The following is a 25,314-nucleotide window of genomic DNA, read 5'->3' as shown; positions in this document are numbered from 1 at the left end:
TGGCATACGTCGACGCACGGCCCGGCAGCTCGCGGGTGACCCGGTGGACGAGGTGGCCGTTGAGCACGCGGAGGTGCTGCGGCGCACGTTCGATGCGCTGGAGCGGGCGCTGCCCGGCTTCGCTTGACGGGGGCGTTTCCGCAGCGTATGGGCTTGCGGCGGGGCGGGAAGATTGTGCGGCCGCCACACGTTCGGGTGAAGAGGACTTGCGAGTCCGGTAAATCGAATGCGCGTGCTATAAGCTCGTGTGTGGCATCCCAAAGACAGTGCCGCGGCGGGCCCCCTACCCTGGGTCGGGGCTCCGCTCGCTCCGCCGCCCCTGCTCACTCCGAGCGGCGGACGCAGAGCCGCGGCCCCCGCCCCCCTCAAGAAAGGTGCCGACCGGCGTGGCCGACCGTCTCATCGTCCGTGGCGCTCGCGAGCACAACCTCAAGAACGTCTCGCTCGACCTCCCCCGCGACTCCCTCATCGTCTTCACGGGGCTCTCCGGGTCGGGCAAGTCCTCGCTCGCCTTCGACACGATCTTCGCCGAGGGGCAGCGGCGTTATGTCGAGTCGCTCTCCTCCTATGCCCGGCAGTTCCTCGGGCAGATGGACAAGCCCGATGTGGACTTCATCGAGGGCCTGTCCCCCGCGGTGTCGATCGACCAGAAGTCCACCTCGCGCAACCCGCGCTCGACGGTCGGCACGATCACCGAGGTCTACGACTACCTCCGCCTGCTCTTCGCCCGGGTCGGCAAGCCGCACTGTCCCGAGTGCGGACGGCCGATCGCCCGGCAGTCGCCGCAGGCCATCGTCGACAAGGTGCTGGAGCTGCCCGAGGGCAGCCGCTTCCAGGTGCTCTCCCCGCTGGTGCGCGAGCGCAAGGGCGAGTTCGTCGATCTCTTCTCCGACCTCCAGACCAAGGGCTACAGCCGGGCGCGGGTGGACGGGGAGACCATCCATCTCGCCGAGCCGCCGAAGCTGAAGAAGCAGGAGAAGCACACCATCGAGGTGGTCGTCGACCGCCTCACGGTCAAGGAGACCGCCAAGCGGCGGCTGACCGACTCCGTCGAGACGGCGCTCGGGCTCTCCGGGGGCATGGTCATCCTCGACTTCGTCGACCTGGACCCGGACGACCCGCAGCGCGAGCGGATGTACTCGGAGCATCTGTACTGCGCCTACGACGACCTCTCCTTCGAGGAGCTGGAGCCGCGCTCCTTCTCCTTCAACTCGCCCTTCGGCGCCTGCCCGGACTGCACGGGTATCGGTACGCGCATGGAGGTCGACCCCGAGCTGATCGTCCCCGACGAGGACCGCTCCCTCGACGAGGGCGCGATCCACCCCTGGTCGCACGGGCACACCAAGGACTACTTCGGCCGCCTGGTCGGTGCGCTGGCGGACGCCCTCGGTTTCCGTACGGACATCCCGTGGGCCGGGCTGCCGGCCCGCGCCAAGAAGGCCCTGCTCCAGGGCCACAAGACCCAGATCGAGGTGCGCTACCGCAATCGGTACGGCCGCGAGCGGGCCTACACCACCCCCTTCGAGGGCGCCGTGCCGTTCGTCAAGCGGCGGCACTCCGAGGCGGAGAGCGACAGCAGCCGGGAGCGCTTCGAGGGCTATATGCGCGAGGTGCCCTGCCCGACCTGTGAGGGCACCCGGCTCAAGCCGATCGTGCTCGCCGTCACGGTCCAGCAGAAGTCGATCGCCGATGTCGCGGCCATGTCGATCAGCGACTGCGCCGACTTCCTGCGGGAGATGAAGCTCACCGCGCGCGAGAAGAAGATCGCCGAGCGGGTCCTCAAGGAGGTCAACGAGCGGCTGAAGTTCCTGGTCGACGTCGGCCTGGACTATCTCTCGCTGAACCGCGCGGCCGGCACCCTCTCCGGCGGTGAGGCCCAGCGCATCCGCCTCGCCACCCAGATCGGCTCCGGCCTGGTGGGCGTGCTCTATGTCCTCGACGAGCCCTCGATCGGTCTGCACCAGCGCGACAACCACCGGCTGATCGAGACCCTGGTGCGGCTGCGCGACATGGGCAACACCCTGATCGTGGTGGAGCACGACGAGGACACCATCAAGGTCGCCGACTGGGTCGTGGACATCGGCCCGGGCGCCGGTGAGCACGGCGGCAAGGTCGTGCACAGCGGCCCGATGAAGCAGCTGCTGGCCAACAAGGACTCGGTCACCGGTCAGTATCTGTGCGGCAAGAAGGCCATCGCGACACCGGACATCCGGCGGCCCGCCGACCCGGCGCGGCAGCTGACGGTGCACGGTGCGAAGGAGAACAACCTCCGCGACATCGACGTCTCCTTCCCGCTCGGGGTGTTCTCCGCGGTCACCGGAGTCTCCGGCTCCGGCAAGTCGACGCTGGTCAACGACATCCTCTACACCCACCTGGCGCGCGAGCTGAACGGCGCCAAGTCTGTGCCGGGCCGGCACACCCGGGTCGCCGGGGACGATCTGGTGGACAAGGTCGTGCATGTCGACCAGTCGCCGATCGGCCGCACGCCCCGGTCCAACCCGGCCACCTACACCGGTGTCTTCGATCACGTCCGCAAGCTCTTCGCGGAGACGATGGAGGCCAAGGTCCGCGGCTATCTGCCGGGCCGTTTCTCCTTCAACGTCAAGGGCGGCCGCTGCGAGAACTGCTCCGGCGACGGCACCATCAAGATCGAGATGAACTTCCTGCCGGATGTGTATGTGCCGTGCGAGGTCTGCCACGGGGCGCGCTACAACCGCGAGACGCTGGAGGTCCACTACAAGGGCAAGTCCATCGCCGAGGTGCTGGACATGCCCATCGAGGAGGCCCTGAGCTTCTTCGAGGCGGTGCCGACCATCGCCCGCCATCTCAAGACGCTCAACGAGGTCGGCCTCGGTTATGTCCGGCTCGGACAGTCCGCGCCGACGCTCTCCGGCGGTGAGGCGCAGCGCGTCAAGCTGGCCAGCGAGCTCCAGAAGCGCTCGACGGGCAGCACGGTCTATGTCCTCGACGAGCCGACCACCGGTCTGCATTTCGACGACATCAGCAAGCTGATCAATGTGCTGTCCGGCCTGGTCGACAAGGGCAACACGGTGATCGTCATCGAGCACAACCTCGATGTGATCAAGACCGCCGACTGGGTCATCGACATGGGCCCCGAGGGCGGCAACGGCGGCGGCCTGGTCGTCGCCGAAGGCACCCCGGAGGACATCGCGTCCATCCCGGCCAGCCACACCGGCAAGTTCCTGCGGGAGATCCTCGGCGACCGCGTCAGCGATGCCGCACCGGTGAAGGCCGCCGCCAAGAAGCCGGTGGCCAAGAAGGCCGCGGTGAAGACCGCGGCCAAGAAGACCACGGCACGGGCCCGCCGGTCCTCCTGACATCCACGGGCCGTGCCCGCCGGGCCGTCACCGCTCTCCGTACGCCGGGGGCGGTGGCGGCCCGTCGTGGTGACGGGCCGGGCCGGCGGTGCGCCGGGAGGCCCGGCGGCCCGTACGCCCCGCTCCTCAATCCGCTCAATCCGCCACCTCCGCCGCGAACGGCGGCTCCGCGCCCGCCCGCGAGCAGGTGACGGCGGCCGCGCGGGCGGCGAAGCGCAGGATGTCGCGCCAGTCCTCGGTGCCGAGCGCGGTGACGGCGGTGCGGGAGAGGGCGTCGTGGGTGTCCAGCCGGTGCAGCAGCGCGGCGTTGACCGTGTCGCCGGCGCCGATGGTGTCGATGACGGTGACCCGCTCGCCGGGCACCGTCAGCTCGCCCCCGCCCGGCGTCAGCACGGTCAGCCCGTGCCCGCCATGGGTGAGCACGATCGCCGCGGGCCCCGCTGCCAGCCACTCCTTCGCCGCCGCGCGGACCGCGTCCCGGCCCCCGCCCACGGCACCGCCCGGCGCCTCGCCGGACCCCGCCAGCCACAGCGCGTCCTCCTCGGAGAGCTTCAGCAGGGCCACGTCGGGCAGCCAAGAGCGGAAGCGGGCCCGGTAGGCGTCCGGGTCGGGGATCAGACCGGGCCGGATATTGGGGTCGAGCGCCGTGAAGACCCCGCGCCCGGCCTCCCGGCGCAGCAGGGACTCATAAGCACTCGCGCCCGGCTCCAGGACGAGTGAGCAGGTGCCCAGGGAGAGCGCCCGGACGGCGGCGGGCAGTGCCGGCGGCAGGGCGAAGAGCCGGTCGGCGGTGCCGTCGGCATAGAAGCCGTAGCCGGCCGACCCGTCCGGGCTGATGTCCGCCACGGCGAGGGTGGTCGGCTCACTGCCGCGCTGCACCAGCGAGGTGTCCACGTCCCCGGCGCGCAGCCCGGCCAGCAGCGCCTCGCCGAACGCGTCGGTCGAGATCCGCGAACAGAACGCGGCGGGCGAGCCCAGCCGCCCCAGCGCGACCGCGGTGTTGTACGGGCCGCCACCGCGCCGTGGCAGCAAGGCCGGCAACGGGCTGCCGGGGGTGGGGGAGTCCGGGTCGGGGGAGGGCGGGAGAGCGGTCTGCGGGCTGGGGACGAGGTCGATCAGCGCCTCGCCGGCGACGACGATCACGGGGTGTGGTTCCTTTCCTGGGCGGCCTGGGGTGCGGCCGGGCGGACGGCCGGGGCGGGGTCGGCGCAGCCGCACGACGTACGGTGCACAAAGGTGCAGGGGAGGCGGAGGGTGCGCGGGGGCCGGTCGGGCTCCGCCAGGCGCTCCAGCAGCAGCCGGACCGCCGCCGCCCCGATGTCCCTGCTGGGCTGGGCGATCGCGGTCAGCCGGGGCGTGAACAGCTCCGCCCACGAGAAGTCGTCGAAGCAGGCCAGCGCGGTGTCGCGGGGCACTTCCCGGCCCAGCTCGCGCAGCGCCCGCAGTGCTCCGATGGTCATCGCGTTGTTGGCGGTGATCAGCGCGGTGGGCGGTTCCGCCGCGGCGAGCAGCTGCCGGGTGGCGGCCTGGGCGCCCACCGCCTCGGAGTTGCCGCCGGCGAGGAGCGCGGGCACGAACGGCAGACCGCGGGCGCGCAGCCCCTCGCGGTAGCCCTCGACCCGCTCGGTCGTGGTGCTCAGCCCCGGGAGTCCGGCCACCAGGCCGATCCGGGTGTGCCCCAAGTCGGCCAGATGCTCGACCAGTTGACGCACCGGGCCGGTGTTCTCGGCGCACACCTGGTCGTGCGCGTCGCCGACCAGCCGGTCCAGGAAGACCGCCGGCACCGCGCGCCGGGCCAGATACTCCACCATCTCCGCGGGCTCCGCGGACGGCGCGACGATCACACCGTCCACCCGTCGCTCGTGCAGCAGCTGGACGACCGTGCGCTCATGCCGGGGGTCGTCGTGCGGATCGGCGATCAGCAGGCTGTAGCCGGCCGCCAGGGCACCGGCCTCGACGCCCTGGAGGATCTCGGTGAAGTACGGGTTGCTGATCGCGGAGACCGCGAGGCCGATCGAGCGGGTGCGGGAGGTGACCAGGGAGCGGGCCAGGGTGTTGTGGGTGTAGCCGAGCTCGTCGATGGCGCCGAGCACCGCGGCGCGGGTGGTGGGGCGCACCGGCCGGGTCCCGTTCAGCACATGCGAGACCGTGGCGACCGAGACCCCGGCCCGCCGCGCCACATCCACCATCGTCGTCATCCGCTCTTCCTCCCGCGTGTGCGGCACCACGGTGGCGCCCCGGACTTCCCGGACCTGTCCCGCGAAGCTTCCACACTACGAGCGCCGACCCCAAACGTAAACGCTTGCGTAAGCGTTTACGCATCGGGTCGACCCGGTGCCCGGGCCGGGCGGAAGCGGAGCGATCTGTGCCGGTATCGTCGGGAGCCGCCGCCTCTGACCCCCTGACCTCTGGAGCAGCCATGAGCCAGTCCACCGACCGCCGAACCGTGCTGCGGGGGGCCGCGCTCGCCGGGGCCGCCGGCTTCGGGCTGGCGGCCTGCTCGCCGGGGGACTCGGGCGCGAACGCCTCGGCGGCGCCCGATGAGCCGGTCGACCTCGGGGCCGCCGCCGAGGTGCCGGTCGGCGGCGCCAAGCTCTACCGGGAGGACCGGCTCGTCGTGTCGCAGCCCGCCAAGGGCACCTACAAGTGCTTCAGCGCCAAGTGCACGCACGCCGGCTGCGTCCTGTCCGACGTCGAGAAGAAGGAAGGCAGCTGCCCCTGCCACGGCAGCCGCTTCGACGTGACCACCGGCAAGGTCGTCCAGGGCCCGGCAACCGAGCCGCTGCCCGAGGTCCCGGTCAAGGCCAAGGACGGCAAGCTGATCGCGGGCTGAGGCGCCGGCCCGTCGGACCGGCGGGGCTCACCCCCAGTCCCAGGCGATGCCCAGTATCCCGGGCCGGACCCCCTGCTCCACGAGGTGCACGGCGCGGTGCCGTCCGCTGAGCGTCAGCTCCTGCTGACCGCTGCGCGGGGCGCCCGCCGAGGTCTGGGCGAAGCGGCGGCAGCGCACCGGCAGCGCCGCCTCGTCGAAGCGCACCTGGAGGACGTACTGGCCGCCGGCGAAGGTGAAGCCGCGCAGATACTCGGTGCTCGGATCGCCGCTGCCGTCCTCGAAGACGTAACCGAAGACATGGGTGTCACCGGCCCGCAGCCGGGCGTCGAAGAGCAGCTCGGCGACCACCACCCCGGTCTCGGCGTGCCCGCGGACCCGGCCCAGCCGGCAGTTCTCCGCGGCCCGCACCCGTACCCCGGACGTCTCACAGCCCGACTCGCCCCGATGGATGGCGACATAGCGGTCCACGTCGTCCCGGTGGGCCCGGACCACCTGGAGCGATTCGCGGGCGAGGAGCTCCCGCCCGGGGCCGATGGCGACCCGCTCGTGATGGCCCACGGTGTGCAGCCCGCCGTCCACGGGCGTCTCCAGCTCGGCGAAGAGCTGCTGTAGCGCGGCGGCGGGCGCCACCAGGGAGCGGTACGAGCGGGCGAGTGGCCGCTCGGCCTCCGGGCGGGCGGTGCCTTCCGGCACCAGGAGCCGGTGCAGCGAGTGCGCGGGCAGGTCCAGCACCTCCTCCAGGGCGCGCACCGCCCGCAGCGACTCGGGGCGCTGCGGCCGCCGGGCGCCCTGCTGCCAGTAGCTCAGACTGGTCACGCCGATGGTGATGCCGCGCTGGGCGAGCTTGTGCTGGACGCGGGTGAGGGCGAGGCCGCGCACGGTGAGTGCCGAGCGGAGCGCGAGATGGAACGGACCGGTCCGGAGCAGCTGCTCCAGCTCGGCCGACTGCGGAGTGTTCTGTGCCATTGCCTCGCTCCTCCAGCGCGCGGGTGAACGTTCACAACCGGATCGCGCGCCGCACACTCTGCCTGTCCGTTCACCGCAGTACGCCGGGCACCGGCCGTTCACATCCCGGGCCCGTCCGTCCACACCCCCATGTCCTTCCGCATTGAAGCGTGTTGACCTGCCTGCGACAACACCTGATGCTCCTCAGCAGCATCCGGATGCGCTCCTCTCACCCCCTCACCCCCCATGTTCGGGAGGAACGCCATGACACGTGCACCCCACGCACGCCGTTCCCGCCGCAGATGGCTGTCGGCCGCAGCGCTCACGACCGCCGCACTGTCCCTGCTCACGGGCGCGACCGCCGCCTCGGCCGCGCCCCTCACGCCCCCGGCACACGCCCCCGCCTCCGCGGAGGCGGCCACCGCGCCGCGCTTCGCCGCCAACCGCCTCGACATCGCCATGCAGGCCCAGGAGAACACCAACTGGTGCTGGGCCGCCTCCGGCAACACCATCGCGACCTGGTTCGGCAGGAACTACAGCCAGAACCAGTTCTGCAACGCCGCCTTCAACCGCCAGCAGGGCAGCACCTGCCCCAACGACCAGGCCACCCTCGGCAATGTGCAGACCGCCCTCAACTGGATGGGCATCAACTCCGGCTCCTATGTGACCGGTTGGCTCCGCCCCGGCACCGTACAGAGCGAGATCGACGCCAACCGGCCGGTCGAGACCCGCATCCAGTGGTCCTCCGGTGGCGGCCATATGCACGTGGTCTATGGCTATGACACAGATCGAAACTGGATTTACTGGGGTGATCCCTGGGCGACCAACTCCCGCTACAACTGGGGCGATTTCGACTACTACGTGAACGGAAGCTCCTTCTCCTGGACGCACTCCCTCTACCGGATAGGAGCCTGAGGCCATGACGAAGCGCACCGCCGTCCGCACCACCCTCCGCGCCGTCGCCACAGGAGCGTTCGCGACCTCCCTCCTCGGCATCGCCCCGCAGGCCGCTGTGGCCGCCCCCGTCCCCACGCCCCAGGCTCCGGCCCGCGCGAGCGTCGCCGCCGCCCACGAAGCGGCCGCCGCGCCCGCCACGCTGGACACCCTCGCCCGTTTCTTCGCCGCCGACCGCAAGCGCGGCGGCGCACCGGCCATGGCCCCCGCGGCACCGGGCGCCCCGCGCATCGAGGGCGGCACCGTCCCCGTCTACCTCCTGTCACCGGACTTCGTACGCGGCAGGACCGCGGCCCCCGTCGCCCGCCTGGAGTTCCTCGCCAGCAAGGCCGTCGCCCCCGACGGCCGCACGGCCTCCGTATGGACCGTGCGGCAGGGCGCCGCCTGGAAGGTCGTCAACATCGCCGACGGCGACGACGAGACCCGCTACACCGCGGCCGGGGCAGCGCGGGCCAAGGGCGGCACGGTTTTCCACGAGCCGCAGATCGACGCCTGGTACGTGCAGCGCGGCGACCGGATCGAGCCGCTGGACGCCGACGCCCGCAAGGCCGTCGGGGCACACGGCACCACCGTCGACGCCTACCGCAAGCGGGTGGCGAAGGCCTACGGGGACAAGCTGCCGGGCTCCGCGTACGACCGGCGCGGTGAGGCCGGCGGCTACGGGCCACAGGCCGCGGCCGGCGCCGAGGGGCCTCAGGCCCAGGCTGCGCCGGCCCAGCAGCCCGTCACGGCGGGCGCGTTCACGGACGACAGCCTGCCGGTGACCGCGGCCACGACGGTGGCGGGCGCCGCCGCCCTGCTGGCCCTGGGGCTGTCCGCCGCGGCGGCCCTGCGCCGGCGCCGCAGCGGCTGAACGGGGGCGTCTCGCCGCGGTGGCTGACGGTCGCGTCCCCGACGCGGTGCCTGACGGGCGCGTCCCGCCGCAGCGGCTGACGGGGCGCGTCGGCCTGCCGCATGCCGTCCGTACGGAGGGCAGACGCTTCCCCCGCCCCCTCCCCCTCCTCCCCCTTCGGGGGGAGGGGGCGGGGGTGGGTTCGGGGGTGGGGGGGAGCCGCCACGCGAACGCGCTCCCCGATCCCGCCACGCAGCCGCTCCGCACCCGCCCCCACGAGCGCCCCGCGCCCGGCCCACGCCGCCGATGCCCAGGGCGGCCGGGCACCGACCACACCCCCACCCCACCCGGCCAGGAACGCAGCCGGTCCCGGCCCTGATTGTCGGTGGCGGTCAGTAGGGTGGTGGGCATGGCAGACCCCAGCAGCTATCGACCCAAGCCGGGACAGATCCCCGACTCGCCGGGGGTCTATAAGTTCCGCGACGAGCACGGCCGGGTCATCTACGTCGGCAAGGCGAAGAGCCTGCGCCAGCGGCTGGCCAACTACTTCCAGGACCTGGCCGGCCTCCATCCGCGTACCCGCACGATGGTCACCACCGCCGCCTCCGTGGAGTGGACCGTTGTCACCACCGAGGTCGAGGCGCTCCAGCTCGAATACACCTGGATCAAGGAGTTCGACCCCCGCTTCAACGTCAAGTACCGCGACGACAAGAGCTATCCGTATCTGGCGGTGACCCTCAACGAGGAGTTCCCGCGCGTCCAGGTCATGCGCGGCGCCAAGAAGAAGGGCGTGCGCTACTTCGGTCCGTACGGGCACGCCTGGGCCATCCGCGAGACCGTCGACCTGATGCTCCGCGTCTTCCCCGTACGGACCTGCTCCGCCGGTGTCTTCAAGCGTTCCGCCCAGATCGGCCGCCCCTGCCTGCTCGGCTACATCGGCAAGTGCGCGGCCCCCTGTGTCGGCCGGATCTCCGCCGAGGAACACCATGAACTGGCCGAGGAATTCTGCGACTTCATGGCCGGCCGCACCGGTGCCTACATCCGCCGTCTGGAGCGTGGGATGCAGGAAGCGGCGGAGGAGATGGAGTACGAGCGCGCCGCCCGGCTGCGTGACGACATAGGGGCGCTCAAGCGGGCGATGGAGAAGAGCGCCGTGGTGCTCGCCGACGCCACCGACGCCGATCTGATCGCCGTCGCCGAGGACGAGCTGGAAGCCGCCGTCCAGATCTTCCACGTCCGCGGCGGGCGGGTGCGCGGCCAGCGCGGCTGGGTCACCGACAAGGTCGAGGCCGTCACCACCGGCGATCTGGTCGAGCACGCCCTCCAGCAGCTGTACGGCGAGGAGCGGGGCGACGCCGTCCCCAAGGAGGTCCTGGTCCCGGCGCTGCCCGAGCCCGTCGACCCGATCGCCCAGTGGCTGACCGGGCGCCGCGGCTCCCAGGTCTCACTGCGCATCCCGCAGCGCGGCGACAAGAAGGACCTGATGGCCACGGTCGCCCGCAACGCCCAGCAGGCCCTGGCGCTGCACAAGACCAAGCGCGCCTCCGACCTGACCACCCGCTCCCGCGCCCTGGAGGAGATCGCCGAGGCCCTCGGCCTGGATTCGGTGCCGCTGCGTATCGAGTGCTTCGACATCTCCCACCTCCAGGGCGATGACGTCGTCGCCTCGATGGTGGTGTTCGAGGACGGTCTCGCCCGGAAGAGCGAATACCGCCGCTTCCAGATCAAGACCTTCCAGGGCCAGGACGATGTCCGGTCCATGCACGAGGTCATCGGCCGCCGCTTCAAGCGCTATCTCCAGGAGAAGCAGAAGGCCGGCGAGTGGACGGAGGAGCCGGCCGACGACGCCCGCGTCGACGACAACGGCGCCACCGCCTCGACCGTCGCCGCCGGACCGGACGATCCCGAGCCGGACCCCATGGCCGGCCGCCCGACCGACGAGGACGGCCGCCCCAAGCGCTTCGCCTACCCGCCCCAGCTCGTGGTCGTCGACGGCGGTGCCCCGCAGGTCGCGGCCGCCCGCCGGGCCCTGGACGAGCTCGGCATCGACGATGTCGCGGTCTGCGGCCTGGCCAAGCGCCTCGAAGAGGTCTGGCTGCCCGAGGACGACGACCCGGTGGTGCTGCCGCGCAGCAGCGAGGGCCTCTACCTCCTCCAGCGCGTCCGGGACGAGGCACACCGCTTCGCCATCGCCTACCAGCGCAGCAAGCGCACCAAGCGGCTGAAGTCCTCGCCGCTGGACACCGTCGCCGGACTGGGCGACACCCGCCGCCAGGCGCTGCTCAAGCACTTCGGCTCGCTGAAGAAGCTGCGGGCCGCGACGATCGACGAGATCTGCGAGGTTCCGGGCGTCGGCCGCAAGACGGCGGAGACGGTCGCCGCGGCGCTGGCCGGGGCGGCGCCGTCCGCCCCCGCGGTGAACACCGCCACAGGAGAGATCATTGAGGATGACGGGGCCCCACCGGCCGCGTTGTCAGCAGAACGGGGGCAGGACCGATGAGTACACCGCAGGAACCGCAGGAAACCGAGAGAGACGGTGCACAGGTGAGTACGGGCACGACCGACCAGGGCGAGAGCGCCGCGATCCCCGAGTTGGTGATCATCTCCGGGATGTCCGGCGCCGGCCGCAGCACGGCCGCGAAGTGCCTGGAGGACCTCGGCTGGTTCGTCGTCGACAACATCCCGCCCGAGCTGATCGCCCCGATGGTCGAGCTGGGAGCCCGCTCGCAGGGCAATGTCGCCCGGATCGCGGTCGTCGTCGACGTCCGCGGCCGCCGCTTCTTCGCCAACCTCAAGGAATCGCTGGCCACCCTCGACGCGCAGAACGTCAAGCGCCGCATCGTCTTCCTGGAGTCCTCCGACGAGGCCCTGGTGCGCCGCTTCGAGTCCGTGCGCCGCCCGCACCCCCTCCAGGGCGACGGCCGGATCGTCGACGGCATCGCCGCCGAACGCGATCTGCTGCGCGAGCTGCGCGGCGACGCCGACCTGGTCATCGACACCTCCAGCCTCAACGTCCATGAACTGCGCGCCAAGATGGACGCCCAGTTCGCCGGCGAGGAGGTCCCCGAGCTGCGCGCCACGGTCATGTCCTTCGGCTTCAAGTACGGCCTGCCGGTCGACGCCGACATGGTCATCGACTGCCGCTTCATCCCCAACCCGCACTGGGTCCCCGAGCTGCGCCCCTTCACCGGTCTCAACGACGAGGTCTCCGGCTACGTCTTCAGCCAGCCCGGCTCCAAGGAGTTCCTGGACGGCTATGCCGAGCTGCTGCGGATCGTCGCCGAGGGCTACCGCCGGGAGGGCAAGCGCTATGTGACCATCGCCGTGGGCTGCACGGGCGGCAAGCACCGCAGCGTCGCGATGTCCGAGAAGCTCGCCCACCGCCTGGTGTCCGAAGGAGTGGAAACCGTCGTCGTCCACCGGGACATGGGGCGCGAGTGAGCGGGCGTACACCACGGCTGCGCCGGGTCCGGCGGTTCGTCCCCAGCGGCCGTATGACGAAGGGCGCCACGCCCAAGGTGGTGGCCCTGGGCGGCGGCATGGGCCTGTCCGCCTCGCTGACCGCGCTGCGCCGGATCACCGGAGATCTGACCGCCGTCGTCACGGTCGCCGACGACGGCGGCTCCAGCGGCCGGCTCCGCGACGAGCTCGGTGTGCTGCCGCCCGGCGATCTGCGCAAGGCGCTGGCCGCGCTGTGCGGTGACGACGACTGGGGCCAGACCTGGTCCCGGGTGATCCAGCACCGCTTCCAGAGCGAGGGCGAGCTGCACGACCACGCCGTCGGCAATCTGCTGATCGTCGCCCTGTGGGAGCAGCTCGGCGACCATGTCCAGGCGCTCGACCTGGTCGGCAAGCTGCTCGGCGCGCACGGCCGGGTGCTCCCCATGTCGGCGGTGCCGCTGGAACTCCAGGCACAGGTCAGGGGCCATGAAGAGGGCCGTCCGGACGCGGTCACGACGGTCCGCGGTCAGGCCACCGTCGCGCTCACCCGCGGCGAGGTGCAGTCCGTCCATGTGGTCCCCGAGGACCCGCCGGCCGTCCCCGAGGCGGTCGCCGCGGTGCGGGACGCCGACTGGGTGGTGCTCGGCCCCGGCTCCTGGTTCTCCTCCGTGATCCCGCATCTGCTGGTGCCGGAGCTGCGGGAGGCGCTGGAGGAGACCAAGGCCCGAAAGGTCCTTTCGCTCAACCTTGCGCCCCAACCGGGCGAAACCGATGGCTTCTCCCCGCAGCGTCATTTGGAGGTTTTGGCCCGACACGCCCCTAAACTCGCCTTCGACGTGGTGCTGGCCGACAAGGCCGCCGTGCCCGACATCGAAGGTCTGACGGTTGCCGCGAAGCAGCTGGTCGGCAGCGAGGTCGAGCTGGCGGCGGTCGCCGCACAAGGAGACGACGCCCGGTCGAGCGCCGGGGGAGCCCCTGACCGGCACGACCCGGAGCTGCTGGCAGCCGCGTACGACCGTATTTTTCGGATGCATGGAAGGATCGGCCCATGGCGATGACGGCAGCGGTGAAGGATGAAATCTCCCGGCTCCCCGTCACCCGGACCTGCTGCCGGAAGTCGGAGGTCTCGTCGATCCTGCGGTTCGCGGGCGGTCTGCACCTGGTCAGCGGACGCATCGTGATCGAGGCGGAGCTGGACACGGGCATCGCCGCCCGCCGGCTGCGCAAGGACATCCTGGAGATCTTCGGGCACAGCTCCGACCTGGTGGTGATGGCCCCCGGCGGCCTGCGGCGCGGCAGCCGCTATGTCGTACGGGTGGTGGCCGGCGGAGACCAGCTGGCGCGCCAGACCGGCCTGGTGGACGGGCGCGGCCGCCCCATCCGCGGGCTGCCCCCGCAGGTGGTCTCCGGCGCGACCTGCGACGCCGAGGCGGCCTGGCGCGGCGCCTTCCTGGCCCACGGCTCGCTGACCGAGCCGGGCCGCTCCTCGTCGCTGGAGGTCACCTGCCCCGGGCCCGAGGCGGCGCTCGCCCTGGTCGGTGCCGCCCGCCGGCTCGGCATCGGCGCCAAGGCCCGTGAGGTGCGCGGGGTGGACCGCGTGGTGGTCCGGGACGGTGACGCGATCGGTGCTCTGCTGACCCGGCTCGGCGCCCATGAGTCGGTGCTCGCGTGGGAGGAGCGGCGGATGCGCCGCGAGGTCCGTGCCACCGCCAACCGCCTCGCCAACTTCGACGACGCCAACCTCCGCCGCTCGGCGCGCGCCGCGGTCGCCGCGGGCGCCCGGGTCCAGCGGGCCCTGGAGATCCTCGGCGAGGAGGTCCCCGAGCACCTCGCGGCGGCCGGCCGGCTGCGGATGGAGCACAAGCAGGCCTCGCTGGAGGAGCTGGGCGCCCTCGCCGACCCGCCGCTGACCAAGGACGCGGTCGCCGGCCGGATCCGCCGGCTGCTGGCGATGGCCGACAAGCGGGCCCAGGACCTGGGCATCCCCGGCACCGAGTCCAACCTCACCGAGGAACTCGCCGAGGGCATGGTCGGCTGACGACCGGTGCCTCGCACCTAGGGCATCCCCGCGCCCCCGGCGTCACCTCCGAAACGGTGCCGTCGGGGGAGGCGCTGGCAGGCGCGCACGAGGGCCGTTCAAACCGCTCGTTTGAGGGGTCGGCAGCGCTTCTGGGCTCGCTCGTTTGAGGGGCCAGGAGCCCTTCTGTAGCTGCTCGTTTGAGGGTACGAAGGCCCGTTTGTCAATGTCACGTACGTCTCTTATTGGGGGTAGGGTCGGAGGCGGTCGGGGACAGCCCATACAGCTCGCCGGTAACCCATCGGCGTACCTAACGAGGAGATCGGTTCGTGACGATCCGCGTAGGCATCAACGGATTCGGCCGCATTGGTCGCAACTACTTCCGCGCGCTCCTGGAGCAGGGTGCGGACATCGAGATCGTCGGTGTCAACGACCTGACCGACAACGCCACCCTGGTTCACCTGCTGAAGTACGACACCATTCTGGGTCGCCTCAAGCAGGACGTCAGCCACACCGACGACACCATCACGGTCGGCAACCAGACCTTCAAGACGATGGCCGAGCGCGACCCGGCGAACCTCCCCTGGGCGGAGCTCGGCGCCGACATCGTCATCGAGTCGACCGGCATCTTCACCAAGAAGGCCGACGCCGAGAAGCACATCCAGGCCGGCGCCAAGAAGGTCCTGATCTCCGCGCCCGCCAAGGACGAGGACATCACGATCGTGATGGGCGTCAACAACGACAAGTACGACGCGGCCAAGCACCACGTCATCTCCAACGCCTCCTGCACCACCAACTGTGTGGCGCCGATGGCGAAGGTTCTCGACGAGAACTTCGGCATCGTCAAGGGCCTGATGACGACGGTCCACGCGTACACCAACGACCAGCGCATCCTGGACTTCCCGCACAGCGACCTGCGCCGCGCCCGGGCCGCCGCGGAGAACATCATCCCGACCTCGACCGGTGCCGCCAAGGCCACCGCCCTGGTCCTCCCGCAGCTCAAGGGCAAGCTGGACGGCATCGCCATGCGCGTCCCGGTCCCCACCGGCTCGGTCACCGACCTGGTCCTGGAGCTCGACCGCGAGGTCAGCAAGGACGAGATCAACGCCGCCTTCCAGAAGGCCGCCGAGGGCCAGCTCAAGGGCATCGTGGAGTACACCGAGGACCCCATCGTCTCCTCGGACATCGTGAACTTCCCGGCCTCGTGTACCTTCGACTCCTCGCTGACCATGTCCCAGGGCAAGCAGGTCAAGGTCGTCGGCTGGTACGACAACGAGTGGGGTTACTCCAACCGCCTGGTGGACCTGACCACCTTCGTCGGCGGCCAGCTCTGATCGCCGGCTGACGCCCGAGGCACCGAGATGTGAGGACGGGGCTCGTATGACGCGAAGAAGCGTCGTACGGGCCCCGTTCCATGGCCGAGCTACGCAAACACGGAGTCACTTCTCATGAAGACGATCGACGACCTCCAGGTCGCCGGACAGCGCGTCTTTGTCCGCGCCGATCTGAACGTGCCGCTGGACGGCACGACCATCACCGACGACGGCCGGATCCGTGCCGTCGCCCCGACGATCGCCAAGCTCGTCGAGCGCGGCGCCAAGGTGATCGTCGCCTCCCACCTGGGCCGTCCCAAGGGTGCCCCGGACCCGGCCTTCTCGCTGGCCCCGGCCGCCGCGCGGCTGGGTGAGATCCTCGGGCAGGACGTGGCGTTCGCGACGGACACGGTCGGCGAGTCCGCCCGGTCCGTGGTCGCGGGCCTGGCCGCCGGCCAGGTGGCCGTGCTGGAGAACCTCCGCTTCAACGCCGGCGAGACCAGCAAGGACGACGCCGAGCGCGGCGCCTTCGCCGACCAGCTCGCCGCCCTCGCCGACCTGTACGTGGGCGACGGCTTCGGCGCCGTGCACCGCAAGCACGCCTCCGTGTACGACCTGCCCAAGCGCCTTCCGCACGCCGCCGGCGACCTGATCGCCACCGAGGTCGGCGTCCTGAAGAAGCTCACCGAGGACGTCAAGCGCCCCTACGTCGTCGCGCTGGGCGGTGCCAAGGTCTCCGACAAGCTGGCCGTCATCGACCAGCTGATCGAGAAGGCCGACCGCATCCTGGTCGGCGGCGGGATGGCCTACACCTTCCTCAAGGCCAAGGGCCACGAGGTCGGCATCTCGCTGCTCCAGGAGGACCAGGTTCCGGCCTGCCTGGAGTACCTGGCCCGGGCCGAGAAGCGCGGTGTGGAGTTCGTGCTCCCCGTCGATGTACTGGTCTCCGCCGAATTCCCGGACCTGAAGACCAAGGCCCCGGCGCACCCCGGGATCGTCGCCGCGGACGCCATCCCGGCCGACCAGGAGGGCCTGGACATCGGTCCGAAGACCCGCGAGCTGTACGCCGCGAAGCTCGCCGACGCGGGCACCGTCTTCTGGAACGGTCCGATGGGCGTCTTCGAGCACCCCGACTACGCCGGCGGCACCAAGGCCGTCGCGCAGGGGCTGCTCGACTCGGACGCCTTCACCGTCGTCGGCGGCGGTGACTCGGCCGCCGCGGTGCGCCTGCTGGGCTTCGACGAGAATGCATTCGGCCATATTTCGACCGGCGGCGGCGCCAGCCTCGAATACCTCGAAGGCAAGACGCTCCCCGGCCTCGCCGCTCTGGAGGACTGAACAACGTGACTGACCGTACCCCGCTGATGGCGGGCAACTGGAAGATGAACCTCAACCACCTCGAGGCCATCGCCCACGTCCAGAAGCTCGCCTTCGCCCTCGCCGACAAGGACTTCGACGCCGTCGAGGTCGCGGTCCTGCCGCCGTTCACCGATCTGCGGTCGGTGCAGACGCTGGTCGACGGCGACAAGCTCAAGATCAAGTACGGCGCCCAGGATCTCTCCGCGCACGACTCCGGCGCCTACACCGGTGAGATCTCCGGCCCGATGCTCGCCAAGCTCAAGTGCGCGTACGTGGCCATCGGCCACAGCGAGCGCCGCCAGTACCACGGCGAGAACGAAGAGATCTGCAACGCCAAGGTCAAGGCCGCCTTCCGCAACGGCATCACCCCGATCCTGTGCGTCGGCGAGGGCCTGGACGTGCGCAAGGCCGGCAACCAGGTCGCGCACACCCTCGCCCAGGTCGACGGCGCTCTGGCGGACGTCCCGGCCGAGCAGGCCGAGACCATCGTGATCGCCTACGAGCCGGTGTGGGCCATCGGCACCGGTGAGGTCGCCACCCCCGAGGACGCGCAGGAGGTCTGCGGTGCGATCCGCGGCCGGCTCGCCGAGCTCTACAGCCAGGAGCTGGCCGACAAGGTCCGTATCCAGTACGGCGGCTCGGTCAAGTCCGGCAATGTCGCGGCGATCATGGCGCAGCCCGACGTCGACGGCGCGCTGATCGGCGGCGCGGCGCTGGACGCGGACGAGTTTGTGAAGATCGTCCGTTTCCGCGACCAGTAGCAGCTATGACGAGGGGGAACCCTCGTCGTACCCTGTCGGGGCCGGGACCGGTGCAGCAGCACCGCCCCCGGCCCCGCACCATTTGTTCCGTATATCGTGATCCATACGTCCGTCCGTCAGTCCTAGAGAGTTGGTCCAGCCGTGGTCATCGGGTTCTCGATCGCCCTCATCGTCTTCAGCCTGCTGCTGATGATGCTGGTGCTCATGCACAAGGGAAAGGGCGGCGGCCTGTCCGACATGTTCGGTGGCGGCATGCAGTCCTCGGTGGGTGGCTCCTCGGTCGCCGAGCGCAACCTCGACCGCATCACCATCGTGATCGGTCTGCTGTGGTTCGCCTGCATCGTCGTGCTCGGCATCCTGATGAAGCTCAGCAACTGACGCAGCGTCGGAGGTGCGGCCTATCATGAGGGAGGCGTCCTCGGACGGGTAACTCCAGCCACTGGACGCGCGTTGGGCCTTACGTAGACTGGGGCGTTCCGCAGCGCAGCTGCTGCGAGAGGCTGGGCAGCACCATTACGCAGGGAGTTACGACCGTGGCAAGTGGCAACGCGATCCGAGGAAGTCGGGTCGGGGCGGGGCCGATGGGGGAGGCCGAGCGCGGCGAGTCCGCGCCGCGCACCCGCATCTCCTTCTGGTGCTCCAACGGGCACGAGACGCAGCCCAGCTTCGCCGGCGATGCGCAGGTTCCGGACACCTGGGACTGCCCGCGCTGTGGTTTCCCGGCAGGCAAGGACCGGGACAGCCCGCCGGACCCGCCGCGCACCGAGCCGTACAAGACCCACCTCGCCTACGTCCGTGAGCGTCGCAGCGACGCCGATGGTGAGGCGATCCTCGCGGAGGCACTCGCCAAGCTCCGCGGCGAGATCTGACGGACCAGCACCTGACATGGCCGGCCCGGCCGGAGGGACACACCCTTCCGGCCGGGCCGGCCGCGTCCGTGCGCCCTCGCGAGGCGCCGTACGCGCGCGCCGCAACGCCCGTGGGCCACATCTGAGGTAGCGGATGGGGAAGTCGCCCGAGGGCCACTGTCAGTGGCTGCCCCTACCGTTTTCCGTACGCGCACGAAGCGGACGGGGGCGGCATGGCGGACAGCGGGACGGACACCGGAGCGGGGCAGGCGACAGGGGCGGGCGGGCTCGCCCCGCGCGGCGGCTTCGGCCGGCTGTTGGGCGCCGCCGCCGTCTCCCGCTTCGGTGACGCCCTGCGCGGCACGGCGCTGCCGCTGCTCGCCTACGCGCTCACCGATTCGCCGCTGCTGATCTCGCTCGTCACCGCGTGCGGCTTCGTTCCCTGGCTGCTCTTCGGGCTGCTGGGCGGCGCGGTCGCCGACCGGGTGGACCAGCGGCGGGCGATGTGGGCGGTCGATGTGCTGCGCGGGCTGCTGATGGCCGGCTTCGCCCTGGCCGTGGCGCTCGACCGGGCGGGCATCGGGCTGCTGCTCGCGCTGTCGTTCGCGCTCACCACCCTCCAGACGCTGTTCGACAACGCCGCCACGGCCCTGTTGCCCGCGGTGGTGCCCAAGGAGAAGCTGGCTGCCGCCAACGCCCGGCTGATGACCGGTCAGGAGCTGGCCGGCCGGTTCGTCGGCGGACCGCTGGCCCCGGTGCTGATCGCGCTCGGTGCCGCGCTCCCGTTCCTGGCCGACGCGGCCACCTACCTCGTCGCGGCCGCCCTCGTCGCCTCCCTGCGCACCGGCCCGCCGGCCGGGCGGCCGGCCATCGCCGGGCGCACCGTCCGGCGCGAAATCGCCGAGGGGATACGGCACTTGTGGCGCGACCGGGTGCTGCGCGCCTTCTGTGTGTCGGTGGCGCTGGGCAATGTCGGCATCGGCGCGCTGATCGCGACCCTGGTGGTGGTCATCAAGGGCTGGCTGGGCGCCGGGGATTTCGGCTATGTCGTCGTGACCACCGGATACGGCATCGGGATGGTCTTGGGCGGGCTGCTCGCGGACCGGACGATCGCCGCGGTCGGCGGCACGGGCCGTACCCTGCTGCTCGCCGGAGTGCTCCAGACCGTGACCCTGGTGGGCTTCGGGACCCTGCGCTCGGTCTGGCTCGCGGCGCTGTTCCTGGGCCTGTTCGGCTTCGCCGGCATGGTGTGGAACGTCCTGGAGACCACGGCCGTGCAGCAGCGCAGCCCGGCCGGGATGCTCGGCAGGATCAGCTCCGCCTTCCGTACGGTCTCCGTCGCCGGGACACCGCTCGGCGCGCTGTGCGGCGGTGCGGCCGCCACCGCCTTCGGGCCCAACGCTCCCGCGCTGCTGGCCGCCGCCCTGCTGGCCCTGGGCACCGTCGCGCTGACACCCGTTCTTCAGACGGCCGACGGCGCCCCGTCCGACAGCGGACAGATACCTCCCACCGCGCGCTGATCAATTAGGTTGGGAGATGGCGGGGCCGGTACGAGATGAAGAAGGCTGATGTCCGAGATGAACGCAGAAGGCCGCAGCAGGCTCGATCAGATGCCTGAGTGGACCGCGCTGGGCAAGCACCGGCAGCAACTGGCGGAGGTGCATCTGCGCGAGCTGTTCGAGCGCGACCCGGCGCGCGCCGAGCGCTACACCCTCCAGGTCGGCGATCTGCACCTGGACTACTCCAAGCACCTGGTCACCGACGAGACGCTGGGGCTGCTGCGCGAGCTGGCCGCGGCGGCCGGTGTGGCCGAGCTGCGGGACGCGATGTTCCGCGGCGCGAAGATCAACATCACCGAGCAGCGGTCCGTGCTGCACACCGCGCTGCGCGCACCCGGCTCGGCGGTCGTCATGAGCGACGGTGAGAACGTCGTCCCCGGTGTGCAGCACGTCCTGACCAGGATGGGCACCTTCAGCGACCGGGTCCGCTCCGGCGACTGGAAGGGCCACACCGGCAAGCGCATCAAGACCGTCGTCAACATCGGTATCGGCGGCTCGGACCTGGGCCCGGCGATGGCGTACGAGGCGCTGCGCGCCTACACCCACCGGGACATGCAGTTCCGCTTCGTCTCCAATGTGGACGGCGCCGATCTGCACGAGGCGGTCCGCGATCTGGACCCGGCCGAGACGCTGTTCATCATCGCCTCGAAGACCTTCACCACCATCGAGACGATCACCAACGCCACCTCGGCCCGCGACTGGCTGCTGACCGGTCTGGGCGCCGGGGGAGAGGCCGTCGCCAAGCACTTCGTGGCGCTGTCGACCAACGCCGAGAAGGTGACGGAGTTCGGCATCGACACGGACAACATGTTCGAGTTCTGGGACTGGGTCGGCGGCCGTTACTCCTTCGACTCCGCGATCGGCCTGTCGCTGATGATCGCGATCGGTCCGGAGCGCTTCCGCGAGATGCTGGCCGGCTTCCACCTCGTCGACGAGCACTTCCGCACCGCCCCGCCGGAGGAGAACGCCCCGCTGCTGCTGGGGCTGCTCGGCATCTGGTACGGCAACTTCTGGGACGCCCAGTCGCATGCCGTGCTGCCCTACAGCCACTACCTCTCCAAGTTCACCGCCTATCTCCAACAGCTGGACATGGAGTCGAACGGCAAGTCGGTGGACCGCGAGGGCAACCGGGTCGGATGGCAGACGGGACCGGTTGTCTGGGGCACGCCCGGTACGAACGGCCAGCACGCCTACTACCAGCTCCTGCACCAGGGCACGAAGATGATCCCGGCCGATCTCCTCGGCTTCGCCGAGCCGGTCGCCGATCTCCAGCCGGGCCTGGTCGCCCAGCACGACCTGCTGATGGCCAATCTCTTCGCCCAGGGCCAGGCGCTGGCCTTCGGCAAGACGCCGGACGAGGTGCGCGCCGAGGGCGTGGCCGAGGAACTGGTGCCGCACAAGACGTTCCCGGGAAACCGCCCCACCACCACCATCCTGGCCGGCGAGCTCAGCCCGTCCGTGCTGGGCCAGTTGATCGCGCTCTACGAGCACAAGGTGTTCGTGCAGGGCGCGGTGTGGAACATCGACTCCTTCGACCAGTGGGGCGTGGAGCTCGGCAAGGTGCTCGCCAAGCGCGTCGAACCGGCCCTGACCGAGGGCGCCGACGTGCCGGGCCTGGACGCCTCCACGGCCGGTCTGGTCGCCAAGTACCGGGAGCTGCGCGGGCGTTGATCCCCACGGCGGCCCCGGGTGCGTCGTGCTGACGCCGCAGGCCCCGCACCCTCCGGGGGTGCGGGGCCTGCGGCCTTGCTGCGGTGACCCTCAGGCCGAGGCCGGCGGGTAGAGATCGCGCGGCAGTTGGGACGCCGCCGCCTCGTCCAGCAGCCACAGGGTCCGGCTGCGGCCCCGTGCGCCGGCCGCCGGGGCCTGGACCTCACCGGCACCGGACAGGGCGATGGCCGCGGCATTGGCCTTGTCCTCGCCGGCCGCCAGCAGCCAGACCTCCCGCGCCGCGCGGATCGCGGGCAGGGTCAGGGAGACACGGGTGGGCGGCGGCTTGGGCGCGCCGTGCACCCCGACCACCGTCCGCTCCGTCTCGTACACCGCGGGCAGCTCCGGAAAGAGCGAGGCGACATGGGTGTCGGGGCCGACGCCCAGCAGCAGGACGTCGAAGGACGGCACCGGGCCGTGGTCCTCGGGTCCCGCGGCGGCGGCCAGTGCGCTCGCGTACGCCTCGGCGGCGGCGTCGGCGTCATTGCCGTACGGGCCGTCCGACGGGGGCATGGGGTGCACCCGGGCCGGGTTCAGCGGGACGCTGTCCAGCAGCACCTCCCGGGCCTGGGTGTGGTTGCGCTCCGGATCGCCGTCCGGCGCGAACCGCTCGTCGCCCCACCACAGATCGAGCCGGGACCAGTCCACCGCGTCCCGGGCGGGCGCCTCGGCGAGGGCCGCGAGCAGCCCGTTGCCGTTGCGCCCGCCGGTCAGGACCACGGAGGCGGAGCCGCGGGCGGTCTGGGCGTCCACGATCTTCGTGATCAGCCGGGCCGCCGCGGCCTTGGCCATCAGCTCCTTGTCGCGGTGCACGACGACCTGCGGAGCACTCACTTGGCGGCCGCCTTCTTCGCGGCCTTCTTCGCCGCGGGCTTGTCCGGGCCGCTGCCGTCGGAGGCCTTCTCCCCGGCGGCCGGCTGCTGCCCGCCCGCCGGCTGTTCGCCGTTGCCGTGACCGAGCCGGTCCACGCCGAACTTCAGCGCCCTGGCGTAGATCTCGTCCGGGTCGAGCCGGCGCAGCTCCTCGGCGAGCAGCTCGGCGGTGTCCCGCCGCTTGAGCGCCACCGCCCGGTCGGGCTGGCCGTGCATCGAGAGCGTGGCCAGCGAGCCGTCCGGGCGGTCCAGCACGATCGCGCCGATGCTGGACTCCATCCGGACGGCCGTCAGACCGGGGCCGTCGGACACCTTGCGGGTGACCGGGACGTTCAGCCGGTCGGCCAGCCACATGGCGAGCAGCTCACAGCTGGGGTTGAACTCCTCGCCGGACACCTCGGCCGAGGTGACCGTGCACGGAGCCTGGTCGAGCGCCGCCGCCAGCATCGAGCGCCAGGGCGTTATCCGGGTCCAGGACAGATCCGTGTCGCCCGGAATGTAGGTCTCCGCGCGGGCGGACAGCTCATGAATGGGCTGCTCGTCGGCGTAGGCGTCGGTGACCCGGCGCTGGGCCAGCGCACCGAGCGGGTCCTGCGCGGGGGCTGCCGGGGCGTTCACCGCCCACCAGACCACGACCGGGGCGTCCGGCAGCAGCAGCGGCAGCACCACGGACTGGGCGTGGTCGATGACCTCGCCGTACAGCCGCAGCAGCACCGTCTCGCCGGTGCCGGCCTCCGTGCCGACCCGCACCTCGGCGTCCAGACGGGCCTTGGCGCGGTCGCGCGGCGACCGGCTGACCCGCTTGATGACGACGAGGGTGCGCGAGGGGTGCTCGCGGGACGCCTCGTTGGCCGCCTTCAGGGCGTCATAGGCGTTCTCCTCGTCGGTGACGATGACGAGGGTGAGCACCATGCCGCTGGTGGGAGTGCCCACCGCGCGGCGGCCTTCCACCAGGGCTTTGTTGATCTTGCTGGAGGTGGTTTCCGTCAGATCGATCTTCATGGCCGACGCCAGCTCCGTCCGTCTCGTGCGAGCATTTCGTCCGCCTCGGCCGGGCCCCAGGTGCCCGCCGGGTACTGCGCGGGCTTGCCGTGCTTGTCCCAGTACGCCTCGATCGGGTCGAGGATCCGCCAGGACTGCTCCACCTCCTCCAGGCGCGGGAAGAGGTTGGCGTCGCCGAGCAGCACATCGAGGATCAGCCGCTCGTAGGCCTCGGGGCTGGACTCCGTGAAGGACTCGCCGTACGCGAAGTCCATCGACACATCCCGCACCTCCATCGAGGTGCCGGGCACCTTGGAGCCGAACCGCACGGTCACACCCTCGTCCGGCTGCACCCGGATGACCAGGGCGTTCTGCCCCAGCTCCTCGGTGGCGGTGTGGTCGAAGGGGGAGTGCGGAGCGCGCTGGAAGACCACCGCGATCTCGGTGACCCGGCGGCCCAGGCGCTTGCCGGTGCGCAGGTAGAAGGGGACGCCCGCCCAGCGGCGGTTGTCGATCGACAGCTTGATCGCGGCGTAGGTGTCGGTCTTCGACTTGGGGTCGATACCGTCTTCCTGGAGGTAGCCGACGGCCTTCTCGCCGCCCTGCCAGCCCGCCGCGTACTGCCCGCGGACGGTCTCCTTGCCGAGCTCCTTGGGCAGCCGGACGGCGCCCAGCACCTTGGTCTTCTCCGCGACCAGCGCGTCCGCCTCGAAGGAGGCGGGCTCCTCCATCGCGGTCAGCGCGAGCAGCTGGAGAAGGTGGTTCTGGATGACGTCACGGGCGGCGCCGATGCCGTCGTAGTAGCCGGCCCGGCCGCCGATGCCGATGTCCTCGGCCATCGTGATCTGGACATGGTCGACATAGCTGCGGTTCCACAGCGGCTCGAACATCGTGTTGGCGAACCGCAGCGCCAGGATGTTCTGGACCGTCTCCTTGCCCAGGTAGTGGTCGATCCGGAAGACCTCGTGCGGCGGGAAGACCTCGTGCACGATCCGGTTGAGCTCCTGTGCGCTCTCCAGGTTGTGCCCGAAGGGCTTCTCGATGACCGCGCGGCGCCAGGAGTCCTCCTTCTGGTCGGCCAGCCCGTGCTTCTTCAGCTGCTGGACGACCTTGGGGAAGAACTTCGGCGGCACGGACAGGTAGAAGGCGAAGTTGCCGCCGGTGCCCTGCGCCTTGTCGAGCTCGTTTATCGTCTCCTTGAGCGTCTCGAAGGCCTCGTCGTCGTCGAAGTTGCCCTGGACGAAGCGGCAGCCCTGGACCAGCTGCTGCCAGACCTCCTCGCGGAACGGCGTACGGGAGTGCTCCTTGACCGCCGCGTAGACCTCCTGCGCGAAGTCCTCGTGCTCCCACTCGCGGCGGGCGAACCCGACGAGCGAGAAGCCCGGTGGCAGCAGCCCCCGGTTGGCGAGGTCATAGACGGCGGGCATCAGCTTTTTACGGGACAAATCGCCCGTGACGCCAAAGATGACCAGGCCCGACGGCCCCGCGATGCGCGGGAGCCGTCGGTCCAGGGCGTCACGGAGCGGGTTGGCTCCGTGGGAATCAGTCAAG

The 25,314-nt window shown here is 71.1% G+C and carries 21 protein-coding genes; 15 read left to right on the top strand and 6 right to left on the bottom strand.

Translation table 11 applies throughout. From position 1 onward, the window contains the following. Nucleotides 1–386 precede the first annotated feature (386 nt). Nucleotides 387–3,338: an excinuclease ABC subunit UvrA gene (gene uvrA, locus ACZ4XD_RS17375; protein ID WP_468042919.1), complete on the top strand. Its 2,952-nt coding sequence runs from the start codon at nt 387–389 to the stop codon at nt 3,336–3,338. Nucleotides 3,339–3,473: 135 nt separating this feature from the next. Here uvrA and ACZ4XD_RS17370 read toward each other — a convergent pair whose 3' ends face one another. Then, complete coding sequence (locus tag ACZ4XD_RS17370; RefSeq protein WP_468042917.1) at nt 3,474–4,481, bottom strand: carbohydrate kinase family protein; 1,008 nt, start codon at nt 4,479–4,481, stop codon at nt 3,474–3,476. Further along, complete coding sequence (locus ACZ4XD_RS17365) at nt 4,478–5,536, bottom strand: LacI family DNA-binding transcriptional regulator (protein ID WP_468042915.1); 1,059 nt, start codon at nt 5,534–5,536, stop codon at nt 4,478–4,480. The genes ACZ4XD_RS17370 and ACZ4XD_RS17365 overlap by 4 nt, the downstream gene beginning before the upstream one ends. Before the next feature lie 221 nt (nt 5,537–5,757). On the opposite strand from ACZ4XD_RS17365, the gene ACZ4XD_RS17360 reads away from it, so the two are divergent. Then, the gene (locus ACZ4XD_RS17360) at nt 5,758–6,171 is read left to right on the top strand and encodes a Rieske (2Fe-2S) protein (RefSeq protein WP_468042913.1); all 414 of its coding nucleotides are present in this window, start codon (nt 5,758–5,760) and stop codon (nt 6,169–6,171) included. 27 nt (nt 6,172–6,198) lie between these two features. On the opposite strand, the gene ACZ4XD_RS17355 is transcribed toward ACZ4XD_RS17360, so the two are convergent. Then, nucleotides 6,199–7,137 (bottom strand): hypothetical protein, encoded by a 939-nt coding sequence (locus tag ACZ4XD_RS17355; protein WP_468042911.1) that lies wholly within the window; start codon nt 7,135–7,137, stop codon nt 6,199–6,201. Between the two features lie 243 nt (nt 7,138–7,380). Here ACZ4XD_RS17355 and ACZ4XD_RS17350 point away from each other — a divergent pair, with 243 nt between their 5' ends. The 13 genes from ACZ4XD_RS17350 (at nt 7,381) to pgi (ending at nt 21,871) form a co-directional block, all read left to right on the top strand. After that, on the top strand, nt 7,381–8,031 hold the full coding sequence (locus ACZ4XD_RS17350) for a papain-like cysteine protease family protein (RefSeq protein WP_468042909.1): 651 nt from the start codon (nt 7,381–7,383) through the stop codon (nt 8,029–8,031). Between the two features lie 4 nt (nt 8,032–8,035). Continuing rightward, nucleotides 8,036–8,923, top strand: a complete 888-nt coding sequence (locus ACZ4XD_RS17345; protein WP_468042907.1) for a hypothetical protein — start codon at nt 8,036–8,038, stop codon at nt 8,921–8,923. A 388-nt stretch (nt 8,924–9,311) separates the two neighbouring features. Continuing rightward, complete coding sequence (gene uvrC, locus ACZ4XD_RS17340; protein ID WP_468042905.1) at nt 9,312–11,402, top strand: excinuclease ABC subunit UvrC; 2,091 nt, start codon at nt 9,312–9,314, stop codon at nt 11,400–11,402. Beyond that, nucleotides 11,399–12,343: an RNase adapter RapZ gene (gene rapZ, locus ACZ4XD_RS17335; RefSeq protein ID WP_468042903.1), complete on the top strand. Its 945-nt coding sequence runs from the start codon at nt 11,399–11,401 to the stop codon at nt 12,341–12,343. The genes uvrC and rapZ overlap by 4 nt, the downstream gene beginning before the upstream one ends. Then, nucleotides 12,340–13,401, top strand: coding sequence for a gluconeogenesis factor YvcK family protein (locus tag ACZ4XD_RS17330; RefSeq protein ID WP_468042901.1), 1,062 nt, complete (start codon nt 12,340–12,342; stop codon nt 13,399–13,401). The genes rapZ and ACZ4XD_RS17330 overlap by 4 nt, the downstream gene beginning before the upstream one ends. Beyond that, nucleotides 13,392–14,381 (top strand): DNA-binding protein WhiA, encoded by a 990-nt coding sequence (gene whiA, locus ACZ4XD_RS17325; RefSeq protein ID WP_018091880.1) that lies wholly within the window; start codon nt 13,392–13,394, stop codon nt 14,379–14,381. The genes ACZ4XD_RS17330 and whiA overlap by 10 nt, the downstream gene beginning before the upstream one ends. A gap of 308 nt (nt 14,382–14,689) precedes the next feature. After that, entirely contained in the window at nt 14,690–15,694 is a 1,005-nt protein-coding gene (gap, locus tag ACZ4XD_RS17320) for a type I glyceraldehyde-3-phosphate dehydrogenase (protein ID WP_468042899.1), read from the top strand. 114 nt (nt 15,695–15,808) lie between these two features. Next, the gene (locus tag ACZ4XD_RS17315; RefSeq protein WP_468042897.1) at nt 15,809–17,011 is read left to right on the top strand and encodes a phosphoglycerate kinase; all 1,203 of its coding nucleotides are present in this window, start codon (nt 15,809–15,811) and stop codon (nt 17,009–17,011) included. A gap of 5 nt (nt 17,012–17,016) precedes the next feature. Next, complete coding sequence (gene tpiA, locus ACZ4XD_RS17310) at nt 17,017–17,793, top strand: triose-phosphate isomerase (RefSeq protein ID WP_468042895.1); 777 nt, start codon at nt 17,017–17,019, stop codon at nt 17,791–17,793. 141 nt (nt 17,794–17,934) lie between these two features. Further along, complete coding sequence (secG, locus tag ACZ4XD_RS17305) at nt 17,935–18,171, top strand: preprotein translocase subunit SecG (RefSeq protein WP_042161713.1); 237 nt, start codon at nt 17,935–17,937, stop codon at nt 18,169–18,171. Between the two features lie 155 nt (nt 18,172–18,326). Continuing rightward, nucleotides 18,327–18,662, top strand: a complete 336-nt coding sequence (locus tag ACZ4XD_RS17300; protein ID WP_006606296.1) for an RNA polymerase-binding protein RbpA — start codon at nt 18,327–18,329, stop codon at nt 18,660–18,662. A 212-nt stretch (nt 18,663–18,874) separates the two neighbouring features. After that, nucleotides 18,875–20,161 carry an MFS transporter gene (locus ACZ4XD_RS17295; protein ID WP_468042892.1) on the top strand — a complete coding sequence of 429 codons (1,287 nt, stop codon included), beginning with the start codon at nt 18,875–18,877 and terminating at the stop codon, nt 20,159–20,161. Nucleotides 20,162–20,218: 57 nt separating this feature from the next. Beyond that, nucleotides 20,219–21,871 (top strand): glucose-6-phosphate isomerase, encoded by a 1,653-nt coding sequence (gene pgi, locus ACZ4XD_RS17290; RefSeq protein ID WP_468042976.1) that lies wholly within the window; start codon nt 20,219–20,221, stop codon nt 21,869–21,871. A 90-nt stretch (nt 21,872–21,961) separates the two neighbouring features. Here pgi and pgl read toward each other — a convergent pair whose 3' ends face one another. The 3 genes from pgl to zwf are packed head-to-tail and all read right to left on the bottom strand — an operon-like array spanning nt 21,962 to nt 25,313. Continuing rightward, nucleotides 21,962–22,744, bottom strand: a complete 783-nt coding sequence (pgl, locus tag ACZ4XD_RS17285; protein ID WP_468042890.1) for a 6-phosphogluconolactonase — start codon at nt 22,742–22,744, stop codon at nt 21,962–21,964. Continuing rightward, on the bottom strand, nt 22,741–23,784 hold the full coding sequence (gene opcA, locus ACZ4XD_RS17280) for a glucose-6-phosphate dehydrogenase assembly protein OpcA (RefSeq protein WP_468042888.1): 1,044 nt from the start codon (nt 23,782–23,784) through the stop codon (nt 22,741–22,743). The genes pgl and opcA overlap by 4 nt, the downstream gene beginning before the upstream one ends. Next, complete coding sequence (gene zwf / locus ACZ4XD_RS17275) at nt 23,781–25,313, bottom strand: glucose-6-phosphate dehydrogenase (protein ID WP_468042886.1); 1,533 nt, start codon at nt 25,311–25,313, stop codon at nt 23,781–23,783. The genes opcA and zwf overlap by 4 nt, the downstream gene beginning before the upstream one ends. Nucleotide 25,314: the final 1 nt, after the last annotated feature.

The organism is Streptomyces sp. NPDC029466, assembly GCF_055574515.1.
This window is presented reverse-complemented; position numbering and strand designations above follow the sequence as displayed.